Here is a 16000-nt window from a genome sequence, read left to right as displayed (position 1 = left end):
AGTTTTGCGGTAAAAATGGCATATTTTTTCGCAAAAAATTGATTTATTTAAGCCAAAATGACGGTTTTTTTGTTGGAGACTTTAGGATTTTAGGACTTTAAGACTGGAAGATAAAAGAAACAAGACTTAAAGATATTTAGACTTGAGGACTTTAAGAAGAAAGAAGCCTCCCCAGCAGTCGCTTGTTTCTAACGAGTAACGACTATTAGGAGGCTTCAAGCCTTACTATATAATCGCCGTAAAATAAAAATAACAGTAATTAGGCGTTTAAAGCCTGTTTTTATCATGGTTTTTTACAAAATTTGCCGTAATATTATACTATTCAAATTTGCTCTATTATGAAAAATCTCTCTACTTTATTTTTAGCACTTTTGGTGCTGGGTTTCATTAGTTGTACTAAAAAAGATGACCCTACCAACCCAGTTACTCCTCCTACCACAACAGAGGAGCCGTATTTTGAATACAAGATTAACAATAACTCCGCCGTGCATGTCGATTGTAGTGCTATTAAGTTTGAAGCTACAAGTGGGGGTAGTACAGTTACACTTGTTGTTGCCACTTCTGCTTCTACAAACTCAACATTCACTTTTGCTTTTTATGGTGCAGCAGCAGCCTTAGATACAGTAAAAGCTGGTAATCATCCTTTATTAGCATATTCTAGCTTTATGCCAGCATCATCAGCTACTCCTCTGCACTTAAGTTTAAAAGTGCCTCAAACTACTGGTAGTAACGATTATTTCTATAGCTTGGCTCCATCTGAAGCTACTCATAAACATACTATAAAATCTATCACTAAAGCTGAGATTGAAAACGGCAAAAGAATATATTGGGTAGAAGGTGAATATAATTGTAAGGGACAACAGTTGCCAGGAACAACTACGGCTACCATATCAGGGAAGTACAGATTTAAACTATTGGCCGTACAATAAATAAGGTTAACAAAAAACATTTTCCCTTCCACTTGTACTGAAAGACAAGTGAAAGCCTTGATAAATAGGTTTTTAATCTAAACATTTGTACATTCAGAAAACTTTAGTTGTTATATATCGTTCGATTTGCCTTTCGGAATAAATCGAACAGCTTAAACAGTGTAAGTCATTGGCACAATTATTTAACATATTAGGTAAAGTAGTATTTTACCTTTGATGATACATAAAATTCTTTATTGCATCATGTTATTTAATACCCAATAAACATATTACAAGATAATTTTTATCAATATAATAACATAATTTTATGAACATAAAACGAATTTTTGGAGCTTTGCTCACCCTATTAGGTGTTATCGGACTTATTTATGCGGCCACGTTATTTGTCAATAAATCAGGTGGACACAATGTGAAGTCTCTTATCACTTATGGAATTATTGGCTTTATTTTCTTTTCTTCAGGAATAAGTCTAATACGTTCAATAAAAGATGAAGCTTAAACAATATTTTGAGACTTTAGGACTGAAAGACTTTAGGAACTAAGAAATTTTGTCAAAAAGTTTTTAGTCCAAAAACATCATTACTTAGAAGTTCAGCGAACGTTGTTATCTGTATTTCAATTTACTCTTCGAAAAGTGCATTTATTTTGGGGTCTAAGTGAACAAACGCTTAGACCAGCGAAGTTGTCATATTTTCAAGTAGCCTTTATTTATTCTGAAAAACGGGTAAAGGTTTTTCCATCAAAACGGCATAAATCAGTATTTCTACTACCTATCCAAATGTTTCCATCATTATCCTCCAAAATAGAATATACACCATTGTGACACAAGCCATCTTTTCGTGTAAACCGAGTAAAGGATTTACCATCGTAACGCCATAGTCCACCATCCTCATTTAACTCTCCGCTGCCTAACTCTGTTCCAAACCAAAGATTGCCCACTTTATCTTTAAAGGTCAAATTAATAGAACCATTTTGAATGCCTCCTTTTTCTGTAAAATTGGTAAAATTTCTGCCATCAAAACTACATACACCATTGTGTCTGGTTACAATCAGCAAAACTCCATTTTTATCCTCTAATATAGAACGAACCCATCCTTCTCCATAAGGTTTATATTGCGTGATTGATTTTCCATCAAAACGGCAAATACCCTCATTGGCAAGCACCCATGACCCAAACCAAATATTCCCTGATTTGTCCTCAAAAATACATTGTGTCCATTTGAGGCTTACGTTGCCTATATTTAGAATATTATTATTTAAAAAACGGGTGAAATATTTTCCATCAAAGCAATAAATACCATCAGTTGTGCCTAACCACATTTTCCCATTTCTATCCTGCATCATACTCCATAGTTCATTCTTTGTTGATGGGTAATTGTTGAAAGAATTACTATATGGAAAATTGCTTCCAATAGTGGTGGGGATTGATATGTTTGTAAATTTCTTTCCATCGAAACGGGATATTGCCTGTTTCGAGCCGAACCAGATATCACCTAATCTATCCTCTAGGATAAAAAAGATACCATTCCCACACAAACCGTCTTTTTGGGTAAACTGGGTAAATACTTTTCCATCATACCGATAAACACCTTCGCCTGTGGTGCCAAACCAAATATTTCCTGACTTATCCTTTAAACTACAACCAACTTGCTGATATTGGTCTGTGCCTTGTGTTTTGGTCAGCTTTGTATTTTTACTGGTAAATGATAGGTATTCTACAACCGTTTCATTGGTTCGTTTACTTTTTGTTTGTCCGTTGCAAGAGGTAAAAAATATGGATACTAACAATAAAGGGAAGATTGGATATTTAAGTTTACACATCGTCATTTGTCAAATTATTTCTGTATTATCAAATCTTACATTAACTCTTTCCGTTAGGATTTGACTTTAAATACTGTTGATACACTCCCGCCCTTGTTGGTGAAATACCACCAAGGGCGAACAAAGCTATCTTTAATACTCCCTATACAGGCAAAAAAAATGTAAAAAGAGTGTAAAAAAGTGTAAATGATGGGTGTTTGGGGACTTTAGGATTTAGGATTGGGGGACTTTAAGACTTAGGATTTTAAGACTTAGGATTGGGGGACTTCCCGCAGTCGCTCGTTTTTTAACGAGTGACGACTATTGTTAGGCTTCCAGCCGATAACAAGAAGTAGGACTTTAAGAAGGAAGAAGGGTGGATAAAATAGACTTTAATCCAAAAAACATTAACTCTTACTAGTCCAATTGACGCTTTGCTTAACAATGAACTAGTGGAGATTTTGGGACTTTAGACCAGCGATGTCCCTACTTTTGCCCTTTTCTACTTAGTTCTGAATCCCAGTATTTTAGTCGTTTTGCTGCAAAGAAAAAAATCATTCTTATCTTCGTATTTTTTTTGATTTTTTCCAGATATTCCTTAGCTTCAACAGTGCCTATATCTGCAAGTGCCCAAGTACATTTTCGTTGTAAAGGATAATATTCATTCCATCTGCAATATTCAAAATCTGAAAATGCAACATTAAACAATGATTTAGCTGCTATTGGATTTCTTATGACTTGAAAACTACTTGCTAAGTCTTCATGTCCAGTATGCCAATCTGATTCAAAAATTTCACATAATAATTTCAAAATTTCTTCATCTCTTGGATATTTTCTTATCAACAAATATCCATTATTCTCAACTGCTTTATAGTCTTTCTCGGTGATAATCCTTTTTATTTCATTTAAGTCAATCTCTCGTGAATCCATTTTGTGAGTTTAAAGTTATTTTTAGCTCTACTCCTTCTGAAAGATAAGTGGAAGCTTTAATAAAAAGTTTTTAATTCAAAAAGATAAATGCTTTAACATTCAAGGAACGTTGTTATCAATCATTCAATTTACTCCTCAAAATAAATCGAACAGGGCAAATCAGCCTTATCCTATCTTTTTTTGAATTTGCCAATAATGTCCGAAAGGGTCTTTTAATGTTCCTTGTCGGTAACCATAATCATAATCTTGGGCAGGGCTTATTTCGATGGCACCCGCAATGATTGCTTGATTCATTACAGCATCTACATCTGGCACAAATAAACCAATGCAACAGGTACAGCCATTGTGTTTATCAGGAGGAAAAAAAAGCTTAGAGGTTATTTCATGAACATGAAAAATAGCACCGTCTATACAAAGTTCTACTACATGAATAGTATCATCTTCATTTCTAAAACATAGATTCTCTGTTGCTCCAAAAGCATTTTTATAGAACGATATGTCCTTTACCCCATTATTAATATAAAGTTCTGGGGCAAAAAAGGTATTGCTTGCATTCGTCTTCATAGTTTTGTCTTTTTTATCAAAGTATATGCTTAGGTTATTTTCCAGCAGTCGCTCGTTTTCTAACGAGTGACGACTATTTATCAGGCTTCGAGCCAATAACAAGAAGCTAGTTCTACTGGTTCTTCTTTATTTTACTTATCACTTCTGTCTCAAACCACTTTCTATCATCTTCTTTTTCAAATGAGTCAGCAGGTATGTATATAAAATTACTTTTTGATACAAATAGCAAATAGGTATTACTAATAAATTCAACTTTTATAAAGTGATCTAACTTTATTGTAGACTGAATTACTTCACCATATATACCATGTATTTTTTCATTATCTATCTCATATAATCTTTCGGAAGACAAAACTTTATTAGACTTAGAGTTAACAAATTTCCATAAATGTACTGTATTAAATAAAGGAAATAGGATAGCAAATACACCCAAAAAAAGAGTCATAGATTCCTGATTATCAACTTTAGTCGTTATTATAACTAAAATCAAAATCAACACATAAAGCCACCAGTTTTTTCTGAAATACAATGTTATCAAAAGACTAAATAGCTCTTTGGGACTATATCTAAATCGTTTCGTTGTAATCATAATACATTTATTAAATAATGTCAAAATAAAATAATATAGTTGTAATTTACTTTTCTTATTTAGCTTGGAGTTATTACACCATCCAAAGATTTGTTCAATTTAATATTTACTAATACTTCATGTAATGTTTCAGCAGCCAATCCATGTAGTACCAAACGATAAGCTGCACTATAGGTAGTTTCAGGAACCATAGGGTGTTTATTGTTTATTAAGCCTAAGTGCGCAGGAGTTCCTAAAATCTGAGAAGTATAAATAGCAATCGTCTCATCAAGTTGAAGTGAATTAGATGCTCTAAGGAAATCATTAGACGTTAAAAAAAGCTGATAGAAAGGAGTAAATAATTCAATCGCCGACCTTAGGTCTAATATATTAGTCCATTTGTTAGGAAACTGAATATAATCAAATTGAATGAGCGTAATCCATGCAAAATTTATTCGTATATTTTAGCCCCTTTAAAAAGGTCTGCAAATGTCTTCCAATCTGCTTTGTCAGCATTTATGTTTTGATTAGTATTGTCGTAATAGCCCTGTATGTCTTCTGTATAAGCACTCAACGCTTCAATAAAGTCAGGCAACGTTTTGTTTTCCCAACTTTCTGGATTATCCAAAAAGTCCTTGTGTAATAAGTCAAGAAACTTAATGAAAGTTTGTCTGTTAGTTACTTTAAAGTCGTTGAGTGTATCATCCATAAAATTAGCTATCATTCGCAACTATGCGATTTTTTTGTAGTTTTTTGTGTATTTATATTTCTTGTGCAATTTATTGCTAATCCCCAAGAGTCAAGCTTATATTAAATGTAGCTGGTCAAAAGAACTCGTTATTCTATTTAAGTTTTTCACCAAACTCTCTCCTCCCCTATCATTTCTCCCTTAATAATATACTGTTCAATGGAGGTTTCTATTTCGGCTTTTGGGATATAGTTGGAGGCTACTGCGATAAAGTCTTCTATCGTTAGCAATTGCTTTTTTCGTTCAGCTAAGGCTTTTAGGCTTCTTAGAAAATCTTGATAGCTTTTAGTCCCCTTGCTTTGTTCGGTAATCCTTTTGCTGATATAGGCTGCAAACAATGCGCCTCGGTGATAGGGTATTTTTTCGTAATTATGATTTTCCCAGAAGTGCTTTAGGATGTCTTCATTGGCTGTATTTTTTACGGGATTGGCTGATAATTGTTGATAGGTATCTTTTACTATTTTGGCTAATTTCTGTTCTGAGAAAATCCCCGCCTTGGCCAGCAAGTACCAAGTGGTATAATCAGTAAATCCTTCATCAAACCATTGATTGTTTTCGCCCATTGATACATAGCCCGCACCAATATAGCAGTGCATGATTTCATGTGAAATCGTAGTAACTACTTCTTCATTGGCTAAAATGGTATCGCCCGAATACTTTACATGAAAGCCTGAGTTAAAGGCTGTGCCTGATATATTATGGTACTTAATATCAAGAAAGGGCGAGGCTATTAATGAATAATAAGTCCCGTTGAGATTGCCCCAAAAGTTGGTCATGGCGGGTAGAAATTTATCAAAATAGTCCATAAAACGTTTGAGGTTATAAGGATTTTTCTGGTTGATGCGTAGCACTATATAGTTTTGGATGCCTGCCAATTTTCGTTTAACAATGTGGAGGTCAGATGCTCCCGTTACCAAAGCATTCATTCCTTCTGAGAATTTTATCGTTACCGTTTTGCCTGCTGTTAGTGTTGGGGCAAAGCTAAAGTACATCGGAAACGCTGGATTTTTCTCTAAGGTTACCGACATCATCATACTTGCCTGCCGTTTTTCATCTACTTGCGGATTCAAAAAGAGTGAGTGTGAAAGCGAAAAGAAGTAGCTATCTGTAATTATCGGACGAAACATTTCGCCTCTTACCTTTTGCTTGGCGGTGTGGGTATCAATAATATCATATTGTATCTGAATCGGGGCATTTTGAGGATGATAAAAAGTAAGTTGACTTTTTGCTGAATCTACCTTGAATGTTACAGAAGCCTGAATATTGATTAAGCCTTTTAGTAAGTCTTTCATACCGCCATAATATTCGTTTCCGTATTGAAAAACGGTACTATCATGCTGGACTGGGCGATAATTCAACGTTACGTGCATCACTTTGGGCTTTATGTCAAAATGATAATCCAAATCGGTACTGGCATAGGCGGTTGCTTGTAGGATGGTCATCAAACCCAATAAAATACAGGCTAAAAAGTTTTTCATCAATGATGTGTTTGTTTGAAGATTTAAGAACCGAAGATAATGGGTTAAGAAGCAAAATTATCAATTGATTCCTAGAATTAGTTTTGTAATGATGTTAGGTTAGTTACTGCGCCTCAGCTCATTCAACTTAGTAATCCCGAAAGAACTCCACTACTGCAAAATCCGAATAAATACGAGCGTGACGCTCTTTCATATTTTGGGTCGTAGGAAAAACTACGACCAGCGTTAGCGTTAGAATTTGTAGCGGTAACTCTTGCGCTTACTGTTTGGTTTACAAAATATAACCTTACTCTATTTTCAACACCTTCACCAACCCACTTTTATGCTCACTCCCAACCCGCAAAAAGTAAGTGCCTGCATTTAAGTTCGTCAGTGATAATTTGAAAGATAGACTATTGATAGGCTGATAAAGAAGTGTTTTGCCCGAAATATCCATTAAACTGGTAAAGTAATTGTTGACTTTAGCATCATTAAGCTGAATAGTAATTTCTGAAGTTGTAGGATTAGGATATACGTTAAATAGTTGATTATTTTCGTTTTCAGTCGATAATACCGTTAGGGTATTGGCTCTAGTAAAATCAGGAATCCCATAGCCTAACCGTACATCGGGATTTTGATATTGACTACCCGATTTTCGCATTCTATCAATCACAGCCATGGCTGTTAAAGTAGGGTTGGCTTGCCAAAAACCTGCTACCATACCACACAGAATAGGGGAAGAGAAAGAAGTACCATCACTAGTCGATACATTACCATTAGGCGTAACCACGGCCGCACTCCTACCCATTACGGCTAAATCAGGCTTTACTCTACCATCAGCCGAAGGGCCAATAGAACTAAAACTTACATACGATTTTAGCGCATCAACGGCTCCAACAGTGATAACAGAATCAGCATCAGCAGGGGTAGAAATATAACGCCATGCAGCATTTCCTTCATTACCGGCACTAATCACACAGACAATTCCTACGGAAGCTGCCCAACTGGCAGCCCTAGCCGCTATGGTAGTTTTGCCATTCATATCTGCGTATTTATGACTGGTGCTAGCATCATCAAATTCTGAATAACCTAAAGATGAATTGATTAAATCTACCCCGACACTATCTGCATATTCAGCGGCAAATAGCCAATTGGCTTCTTCGATAAGATATTCTGAAGCAGCATCTTCTGAACGTAATAATAAGAAAGAAGATTTATAAGCAGTGCCTATCACCTGTCCGTCTAGATAAGCACCCATGCATGATAAAACTGCTGTTCCGTGGGCATCGTCTTCATAAACGTTCTTTTCATTTTTCACAAAGTCATAAGTACCCACTATTCTGTTTTCATCAAAAAGTGGTTTTAATGCAGCAATATTATTAGCGTTATTGAACCCTGCATCCAATACGCCTATCATCATTCCTTCACCATGAAAACCTTGGTCATGCATTTTATCTGCACCAATCATTTCTATCTGAGTTTTAGACAAGCCATAACTCAAAGCTTCGGTACCTAAACTTTCAAACTTAGTTGTTTTTCTGGCTGTGCGAGTGCTAGGATTATCAATTGAAGTATTGATTTCTAACCCTTTTACAAAGGATAATTGTAAAACACTTGTTAAAACGGTAGCTGTACATTCAATCAAGGCAGCATTCATCCAACGAGAAGTATAAATTACTTTTGCGCCTTTCTTTTTTACTTCATCTAAGTAAGCTGGATTTACGGGTAAATCTTTCGTTGTGAAAGCAATATTTTGTTTCTGACGACGATTAACTGAACGTTGGGACAGGTAGGCTAAAGGTTGTGAAACCGAATAAGGTGAATTGCTTTTATCTTTAAAAACCAAAAGATACTTTGCTGGCAAAGTTTGAGCATTGGCGGATTGATGAACTAGGAAACTCAAAGCGAAGAACACACTTAATATTATAACTTTCACACTAAAGTGATTGGTATTCATCTTTTCCATAGTCTTCATGATAAAACTTGTTCTTATTCAATCTTATTGACCAGATATAGTTAGCTAATAATTAGACAAATTTAGGTGATTTTCAGTTGCATGATAGCATTATTTAAAAGCCCGTCAGGAATTATTCCTGACGGGCTTTTAAATAATATTAATGATTTATTTTTCTTCTGCTGGTACTAACCAAGCTTTGCGTAGAGCAATTTGTGCTTCTGTCGGATTCTCTGCTGGAGAAAGAAGGTTTTTCTCAATTACTTCTGGAATAAAGATTTTAGATACAAGTCTGGTTTCTACTTTTTTATCTCCATCTTTTCTAAGCACAACAAATTCAACATTATCACCTTCTTTAGTGTTGTTGATAAAATCAGAACGAGTATTTCTGAACGTATTCAGGTCTAATGGTTTTCCGTTTAAAGAAACTAACTCATCCCCTGCTTTAAACCCAATTTTTGCACCAAAAGCATCAATTCCTTCATCATCAATGATAAAAATTCCTTTTGTTTCAGGATTGATTCCTAAGTTATATACTGAAAAGCCTAACGTTTTTTCTAGCTTCTTGTTAGTTTTTTGGAAGTTGATACCTACACTATTCAAGGTTTCTATTAAAGGTAAAGGTTGTTTCCCCTCCACATAATTAGCAAAAAACTGACGAATCTCTGGGAATTTAGTAATTTCAGTAATCTTATCGAAAAGTTCATCATCATTGAACGATTTATCTTTACCATAATATTTAGATAAATCTTTCATCAAATTCTGTGTTCCATATTTTCCTCCTGATAATTGACGAAGTTTAATATCTAAACAAAGCCCTATCAATGCTCCTTTTTCATATACGTTTTGGTATTGGTCCTTGTATTTTTCCAATACATCAGCCGACATTACCGTAAAAGGGATATCATCTTTATAATGGTCATACATATTGCCAATTTTAGAACGAAGCATATTCATATACATTGGCAACTCAATCAAACCATATTTTGCTTGCATGTGTCCCGCTGCATATTCTGTAATTCCTTCATACATCCAAAGGTGTTTAGACATTTTGGGGTGGTTAAAATCAAACTCACCTATTTCTTTTGAATGAATACTTAATGGCGTAACGATATGGAAAAACTCATGCGAACAAACATCTTTTACTGTTTGTGCCAATTCGTCTGATGAAGATTCAGGCAAATAATAGAAAGATGAGTATGAGTGTTCTAAAGCACCATAGCTTCCATTTTTCAAATTATCTGAAAGTACAATCACAAAGGCATATTTCTTAATAGGCAAAGTTCCCCCTAAATATTCTTTCTGAGCTTCTAATAATGTTTTTACATTCTCAGCAATTTCAGCAGAAGTAGCTTTTTTATTAGGCGAATAAAGCGAAATTAAAATATCTGCCCCTCCTACTTTTAATATAGTTGTATCAGGTTTGCAATACATGATTGGTGCATCTACCAAATCATTGTAATTTGAAACACTGAAAACATCTTTTGTATCATCTGATTTAATAGCCGTTAATGAAGATGCACCATAAAAACCTGTAGGTTTGGTAAAGGTCACTTCGTAAGTACTGCGTTTTAAATCATCAAAATATCCAAAAAAGCCATGCGTATTAACGGCAAAAAGCTTATTTTCTTCAATATCAGTACCTGCTGGTTCAAAAACATATTCACCCGAAATCTCTGGTGAATCCCAAGTATCATCTACTAAGTACGTGATTTTACTAAGTTTTTTTGCTCCTTTTATTTTATAACTGTTTGCATCAATCTTATTGACGGTCAATTCTTTTCCTTTATCATCAAAAGCTTTTAATGCAGTGATATAACGGCCAAAATCGTAGTTGGCATAAGTACCAGGAACAATTTTGGGAAAATTATACACTATTTCATCTTTCAAGATTTTAGGAGTAGTCAATATTACTTCTAATTTATCGTTTTGAACTTTTGTTAAATCAATAAAAAACTGGTAATTGGCATTTTGAGTAACTTTCTGTGCGAAAGTCGGAAGGCATGTTATCAATGCCAAAAACATCAGGAATTTAATCTTCATTGGGCTTTATTAGAGTTGTTAAAATATTATAACCGCATTTCTTAAAGAAATATAACGATTTCTTAGCAAGAAAGTATATTTATCAAAACGTAGAAGTAATTAAATACTCTCTTTTTTTGACATTATCGTTTAAAAATCAGGGTACCTTGAAGAGAAGTAGCATCATCCAATTCTTGTTCGCTACCTTTTACCATAACAGCTAGAGTACCCATTATATAGAATGGTAAGTCTTGGAAATTAGTAATTTCAATATTACCACTAGCATTGGCTGTAAATTTCTTACTGCCTAATACCAAACTATTTTCAGTTAGCTCCAACACAGAAAATGTCTGAACTGATTCTTTTCCAGTTTTATCCTTACTAGTTAAATCTATTGTTTTGGCACTATCATTTAATTTCCAAGTACCTCCTGCACCACCACCAAACGTACCATCTTGTTTAAATTCAAATGCAAAAGATTGTGCCAATGCACTAACTAGTGTCGTATCAGCTTTTGGGGCACTTTTAATTTCTTGTAATGTTGCCTCATACGTTTTAGCATTTGTAATGGTTCCAAAACCTGAAACAGTCCATTTCCCTACAATGCTCACTGGTGCTTTAGGCACAACATCAGAACCAAACTTTTGTTCACAGGCAGTAAAAGAAATGATAGAAATCAATGTGATGATGAATAAGGCGATTTTTTTCATTAGGATAATTTTTAGCGTTCAAGACTTAAATGTAAGAAATATGGTAAATAATAAAGCTTAAAATTTATTAAACGGTATAAAATTAAAGATAGAAAGCCCGATTGACAACCGAGCTTTCTATCTTTACTTGTTTTCTATGCTTATTCCCACTCAATCGTTGCTGGTGGTTTCGACGAAATATCATAAACAACTCTGTTTACTCCTTTTACTTTATTGATAATTTCGTTTGAAATCTCTGCTAAAAACTCATAAGGTAAATGGCACCAATCGGCTGTCATTCCATCTACAGACGAAACCGCTCTTAATGCTACTACTCTTTCATAGGTACGTTCGTCGCCCATTACACCTACCGACTGAATTGGTAGAAGCATTGCTCCTGCTTGCCAAACGTTATCGTATAAGCCTTTGTTTTTTAGTCCATTGATAAAAATGGCATCTACTTCTTGTAATATCTGTACTTTTTCAGCAGTAACATCGCCTAAAATCCTAATTCCTAAACCTGGTCCTGGGAATGGGTGACGTCCTAGTATAAACTGAGGGATTTCAAGCGTTCTACCTACCAAACGTACTTCATCTTTGAAGAGTGTTTTTAATGGCTCAACGATTTTCAATTTCATATAATCTGGCAAACCGCCAACATTATGGTGAGATTTAATTGTAGCTGATGGTCCTTTAATCGAAACAGATTCAATAATATCTGGATAGATTGTACCTTGCCCCAACCATTTTACATCTTCTATCAAATGTGATTCCTGATCAAACACATCAATAAATACTTTACCTATGGCTTTGCGTTTTGCTTCTGGGTCAGTCAAACCAGCTAATGCTGTATAAAACTGGTCTTTAGCATCCACTCCTTTTACATTCAAGCCAAGGTTCTTATATGACTCAAGTACATCTTCAAATTCGTTCTTTCTCAACAACCCATTGTCAACAAAAATACAATAAAGGTTTTTGCCAATTGCTTTATGAATCAACACCGCTGCTACTGAGCTATCTACACCGCCTGAAAGTCCTAAAACTACTTTGTCATCCCCTAACTGAGCTTTCAATTCAGCCACTGTAGTATCTACAAAAGAATCTGCCGTCCAATCTTGCGAACATCCACAAACGCCAACAACGAAGTTTTTCAACATCGTTTTGCCTTCTAATGAATGCGTCACTTCTGGGTGAAACTGTATGCCGTAAGTTTGTTCTCCTTTGATATGAAAAGCAGCAATCTTCACAGATTCAGTTGAACCAATGATTTCAAAGTCTTCTGGAATCGACATAATTGTATCTCCGTGCGACATCCATACTTGGTTGTTTTCAGAAACATCATTCAACAACGGATTTTCAGCTACTTTTTGCAATTTAGCTCTTCCGTATTCACGATGTCCAGCATTATATACTTCTCCACCACCCATATAAGCCAATAGTTGTGCACCATAGCAAATACCTAATACTGGCAGTTTGCCTCTGAAAAGACTCATGTCAACTCTTGGCGAATCTTCATCACGTACTGAACATGGGCTACCAGACAATATTATGCCTTTTACATCTTCACCAATTGATGGGATTTTATTGTAAGGATGAATTTCGCAATAAATATTAAGTTCACGAACTCTGCGGGCAATTAATTGAGTGACTTGTGAACCAAAGTCGAGGATAAGAATTTTTTCGGACATTTTTCGATTTCGGATTGCTGAATTCGGATTGCAAAATTGAGCCTTCCGAAAACTATGCTAAAAAATAAACCGCAAATTTCGGGAAAATTTGCGGTTTTGAAGTAATAAATTTTACTTTTTTATAAAATATATCTTCAGTGTTTTTAAAACTGGAAATAAATAAACTGTGCTGGAGCGTCGAACATTCCTAAAAAGAGTATCGCTAATACTATTCCGTAGTAAAGTACCCAACGAAACAATAGTGGTTTTTGACTTACAACGGTTCTTAAACGCTGACCTCTTTGGTAAAAATGTACCGTTTCCATCACTAACAAAGAGAAAACAACCATAACAAAATTGGCAAAGCCTTGTCCTAAGAAAATATTTTTATTAATAAAGCTTCTGTTAGTAAGTTGCGAAAGTTGTTCACCGACGCCAGAAAACAAATGTGTTGCAATATAATATGCCGATTTGAAATCAACGGCACGAAAGAAAATCCAAGCGAAGCTAGTCAAACAGAAAACGGTAAGAATCTGAATAATTTTATAAAGAAATGGCAATTTTTTCAAACCTATTACATCAACTACTTTATTTCTAAAATCAACGGTAAGGTTTGCAAAAATTAAGTAAAAACCATGCATAGCTCCCCAAATAACAAAATTCCAGCTAGCTCCGTGCCAAATACCTGAAACCAGAAAAACGATAAAAAGATTGTATTCTCTTCGCCATTTAGACACTCTATTTCCGCCTAGTGAAATATACAGATAATCTCTGAACCAAGTAGAAAGTGAAATATGCCAGCGACGCCAAAATTCAGAAATGGTTTTTGAAAAATAAGGACGGTCGAAATTCTTCATCAAATCAAAGCCCATTACCTGTGCCGAACCCAAGGCAATATCAGAATATCCTGAGAAATCACAGAAAATTTGAATTGAAAATAAAGTAGTAGCGACTATCAGCGGTATTCCTTTTTGGTCAAAAGGATTATCATATACTTGATTTACCATCACCGCAAGACGGTCGGCTATCACAACTTTCTTGAACATTCCCCAAGCCATTAGCTTCAAGCCATCAGTTACGCGCTGATAATCAAAATCAAATTTTTCATAGAATTGATGTAATACATTCTGTGGTCTTTCGATAGGTCCAGCCACTAATTGTGGATAGAACATTACATACAACGAGTAAATCCCAAAATGTCGTTCAGCCTTCTGCTTGCCCCTATATACTTCTATCGTGTAAGACATCGCCTGAAAAGTATGAAAAGACAGCCCTATGGGTAGTAAAATTTTGAGGTAAGGAATAGGGTTTTGAAGGGCAAAGCCTTTTAATAGAAAGCCTATATTTTCGTTCAAGAAATTATAGTATTTAAAAATTGCCAGAACACCGATGTTTGCAATAAGGCTCATTGTCAAGAATAATTTCCTTTTTTTACCTTCCGACTGTTCTATATAAATACCAGCATAGTAGTCTATTACAATGGTAAAACCCAAAATAAGCATATAAATAGGTACGAAAGCCATATAGAAATAGCAACTCGCTACCAATAATAATAACCAACGAAAACGATAGGGTATTAAAAAATAGAGTACCGTAACGATGGGAAAAAAGATTAAAAAATCAATAGAATTAAATAACATATCTGAGAAAATTTCTTTGCCCTTTATTTCTCTTTAAGAGCTTGAGGATGGAACAGTAAGGTTTAGTGGATATTTTTCTTTAATGCACTTATTAATTTGTTTGTTCTCTGAATACGACAATCACCATTTAAATGAAAATGAGTATCATAAAAACAATCATCTGGATAGATATCATCTTTAATTTGGCTAATTTTTTTACAATTCACCTTTTCTATAATTTGTTTTTCAAAAAAAGATAACCCTTGTAAATTTCCCTTATAAGCACTGTAACTATATGATGGAAAAGTCCAATAGACTATAGCTCCTTTTTTTTCTACAGTTTTAATAAATTGATTTATTAAAACAATCTCAGGAGAATAATCCTGTGGTTCAACTTTATCGAATTTATCCAATTTATGAGGGGCATTATTTAAATGAGATACTAAATCACCTCGCTCGGAAAACCCTTTTCTAAAGTAATCAGAAATGGTATCCTCAATGGAAGGATTTGAAATACGATTTGGAAAAAAAATCAAGTTTCTTGCATAGCGAATAAAAAAAAGGGCTTTTTTTTCAAATTTATCTTTAAGATTTGCATAATTAATATATTTATTCGCCTCTGGATATGACATAGTCGCTGCCTGTTTACTATAGTTATCTCCTGCTTTATCAAGATAATATTCAGGGCATAATACTACCCAGTCTCCTTTTTTCACTTCAGTTAAAGCATCTTTCAGAATAAAGTCTAATCCAAAACCCGCATAAAGCCCTAAATTTATAACAGGATGGTGTAAAGCTTTCTCTATTGAATCAGAAGCAACCCCAAACGCTAAATTTGAACCGCCTACTAAAATGATTTTAGGTTCTTTGATAGATGCTGCCCATTTATGTTTATCAGCAATTCCAGCAAAGAAATTCTGTTGAATTTCTTTGCTGAATATGAATATGATTCCTAAAATAGTTATCGCAATCAGTACAATTAATAAAGTAATTTTACTAAAAAATTGGGACATTATTTAATGATTTAAATTTTTATAGAATGATTTATTGTTC

The 16000-nt window shown here is 34.5% G+C and carries 15 protein-coding genes; 2 read left to right on the top strand and 13 right to left on the bottom strand.

All coding sequences use genetic code 11. From position 1 onward, the window contains the following. Positions 1–338: 338 nt before the first annotated feature. Positions 339–929, top strand: coding sequence for a hypothetical protein (locus AC1RNE_RS18550; RefSeq protein ID WP_492802969.1), 591 nt, complete (start codon positions 339–341; stop codon positions 927–929). A gap of 307 nt (positions 930–1236) precedes the next feature. Beyond that, the gene (locus AC1RNE_RS18545; RefSeq protein ID WP_492802968.1) at positions 1237–1428 is read left to right on the top strand and encodes a hypothetical protein; all 192 of its coding nucleotides are present in this window, start codon (positions 1237–1239) and stop codon (positions 1426–1428) included. A gap of 209 nt (positions 1429–1637) precedes the next feature. Here the strand turns inward: AC1RNE_RS18545 and AC1RNE_RS18540 are convergent, their stop codons facing one another. The 13 genes from AC1RNE_RS18540 to AC1RNE_RS18480 form a co-directional block, all read right to left on the bottom strand. Then, positions 1638–2750 carry a ligand-binding sensor domain-containing protein gene (locus AC1RNE_RS18540; RefSeq protein WP_492802966.1) on the bottom strand — a complete coding sequence of 371 codons (1113 nt, stop codon included), beginning with the start codon at positions 2748–2750 and terminating at the stop codon, positions 1638–1640. Between the two features lie 465 nt (positions 2751–3215). After that, positions 3216–3659, bottom strand: a complete 444-nt coding sequence (locus AC1RNE_RS18535) for a hypothetical protein (protein ID WP_492802965.1) — start codon at positions 3657–3659, stop codon at positions 3216–3218. Between the two features lie 165 nt (positions 3660–3824). After that, the gene (locus AC1RNE_RS18530) at positions 3825–4223 is read right to left on the bottom strand and encodes a VOC family protein (RefSeq protein WP_492802963.1); all 399 of its coding nucleotides are present in this window, start codon (positions 4221–4223) and stop codon (positions 3825–3827) included. Positions 4224–4335: 112 nt separating this feature from the next. Then, a complete protein-coding gene (locus tag AC1RNE_RS18525; RefSeq protein WP_492802961.1) occupies positions 4336–4812 on the bottom strand; it encodes a YcxB family protein in 477 nt (158 codons plus the stop codon). Between the two features lie 59 nt (positions 4813–4871). Next, positions 4872–5207, bottom strand: a complete 336-nt coding sequence (locus AC1RNE_RS18520) for a DUF6999 family protein (protein WP_492803674.1) — start codon at positions 5205–5207, stop codon at positions 4872–4874. 35 nt (positions 5208–5242) lie between these two features. Beyond that, a complete protein-coding gene (locus AC1RNE_RS18515; RefSeq protein WP_492802959.1) occupies positions 5243–5500 on the bottom strand; it encodes a DUF7660 family protein in 258 nt (85 codons plus the stop codon). A gap of 146 nt (positions 5501–5646) precedes the next feature. Then, positions 5647–7017: a M1 family aminopeptidase gene (locus tag AC1RNE_RS18510; protein WP_492802957.1), complete on the bottom strand. Its 1371-nt coding sequence runs from the start codon at positions 7015–7017 to the stop codon at positions 5647–5649. 286 nt (positions 7018–7303) lie between these two features. Next, positions 7304–8971: a S8 family serine peptidase gene (locus AC1RNE_RS18505; protein ID WP_492802956.1), complete on the bottom strand. Its 1668-nt coding sequence runs from the start codon at positions 8969–8971 to the stop codon at positions 7304–7306. Between the two features lie 147 nt (positions 8972–9118). After that, the gene (locus AC1RNE_RS18500; protein ID WP_492802954.1) at positions 9119–10993 is read right to left on the bottom strand and encodes a M61 family metallopeptidase; all 1875 of its coding nucleotides are present in this window, start codon (positions 10991–10993) and stop codon (positions 9119–9121) included. Positions 10994–11115: 122 nt separating this feature from the next. Then, positions 11116–11682, bottom strand: a complete 567-nt coding sequence (locus AC1RNE_RS18495) for a hypothetical protein (RefSeq protein ID WP_492802952.1) — start codon at positions 11680–11682, stop codon at positions 11116–11118. Between the two features lie 140 nt (positions 11683–11822). Continuing rightward, complete coding sequence (guaA, locus tag AC1RNE_RS18490) at positions 11823–13349, bottom strand: glutamine-hydrolyzing GMP synthase (protein ID WP_492802950.1); 1527 nt, start codon at positions 13347–13349, stop codon at positions 11823–11825. Between the two features lie 143 nt (positions 13350–13492). Next, positions 13493–14968: an MBOAT family O-acyltransferase gene (locus AC1RNE_RS18485; protein WP_492802949.1), complete on the bottom strand. Its 1476-nt coding sequence runs from the start codon at positions 14966–14968 to the stop codon at positions 13493–13495. A 62-nt stretch (positions 14969–15030) separates the two neighbouring features. Further along, complete coding sequence (locus AC1RNE_RS18480; RefSeq protein WP_492802947.1) at positions 15031–15960, bottom strand: hypothetical protein; 930 nt, start codon at positions 15958–15960, stop codon at positions 15031–15033. Positions 15961–16000 lie beyond the last annotated feature (40 nt).

Source organism: Arcicella sp. GW822-FHT02H01, from assembly GCF_058802005.1.
Note: the sequence above shows the minus strand (reverse complement) of the source record. Positions and strands in the feature narration are given on the sequence as shown.

What these genes read in the sequence shown, in the direction of transcription:
- AC1RNE_RS18550 (WP_492802969.1), top strand. Translation starts at nt 339, where the DNA reads ATGAAAAATCTCTCTACTTTATTTTTAGCACTTTTGGTGCTGGGTTTC.
- AC1RNE_RS18545 (WP_492802968.1), top strand. Translation starts at nt 1,237, where the DNA reads ATGAACATAAAACGAATTTTTGGAGCTTTGCTCACCCTATTAGGTGTT.
- AC1RNE_RS18540 (WP_492802966.1), bottom strand. Translation starts at nt 2,750, where the DNA reads ATGTGTAAACTTAAATATCCAATCTTCCCTTTATTGTTAGTATCCATA.
- AC1RNE_RS18535 (WP_492802965.1), bottom strand. Translation starts at nt 3,659, where the DNA reads ATGGATTCACGAGAGATTGACTTAAATGAAATAAAAAGGATTATCACC.
- AC1RNE_RS18530 (WP_492802963.1), bottom strand. Translation starts at nt 4,223, where the DNA reads ATGAAGACGAATGCAAGCAATACCTTTTTTGCCCCAGAACTTTATATT.
- AC1RNE_RS18525 (WP_492802961.1), bottom strand. Translation starts at nt 4,812, where the DNA reads ATGATTACAACGAAACGATTTAGATATAGTCCCAAAGAGCTATTTAGT.
- AC1RNE_RS18515 (WP_492802959.1), bottom strand. Translation starts at nt 5,500, where the DNA reads ATGGATGATACACTCAACGACTTTAAAGTAACTAACAGACAAACTTTC.
- AC1RNE_RS18510 (WP_492802957.1), bottom strand. Translation starts at nt 7,017, where the DNA reads ATGAAAAACTTTTTAGCCTGTATTTTATTGGGTTTGATGACCATCCTA.
- AC1RNE_RS18505 (WP_492802956.1), bottom strand. Translation starts at nt 8,971, where the DNA reads ATGAAGACTATGGAAAAGATGAATACCAATCACTTTAGTGTGAAAGTT.
- AC1RNE_RS18500 (WP_492802954.1), bottom strand. Translation starts at nt 10,993, where the DNA reads ATGAAGATTAAATTCCTGATGTTTTTGGCATTGATAACATGCCTTCCG.
- AC1RNE_RS18495 (WP_492802952.1), bottom strand. Translation starts at nt 11,682, where the DNA reads ATGAAAAAAATCGCCTTATTCATCATCACATTGATTTCTATCATTTCT.
- guaA (WP_492802950.1), bottom strand. Translation starts at nt 13,349, where the DNA reads ATGTCCGAAAAAATTCTTATCCTCGACTTTGGTTCACAAGTCACTCAA.
- AC1RNE_RS18485 (WP_492802949.1), bottom strand. Translation starts at nt 14,968, where the DNA reads ATGTTATTTAATTCTATTGATTTTTTAATCTTTTTTCCCATCGTTACG.
- AC1RNE_RS18480 (WP_492802947.1), bottom strand. Translation starts at nt 15,960, where the DNA reads ATGTCCCAATTTTTTAGTAAAATTACTTTATTAATTGTACTGATTGCG.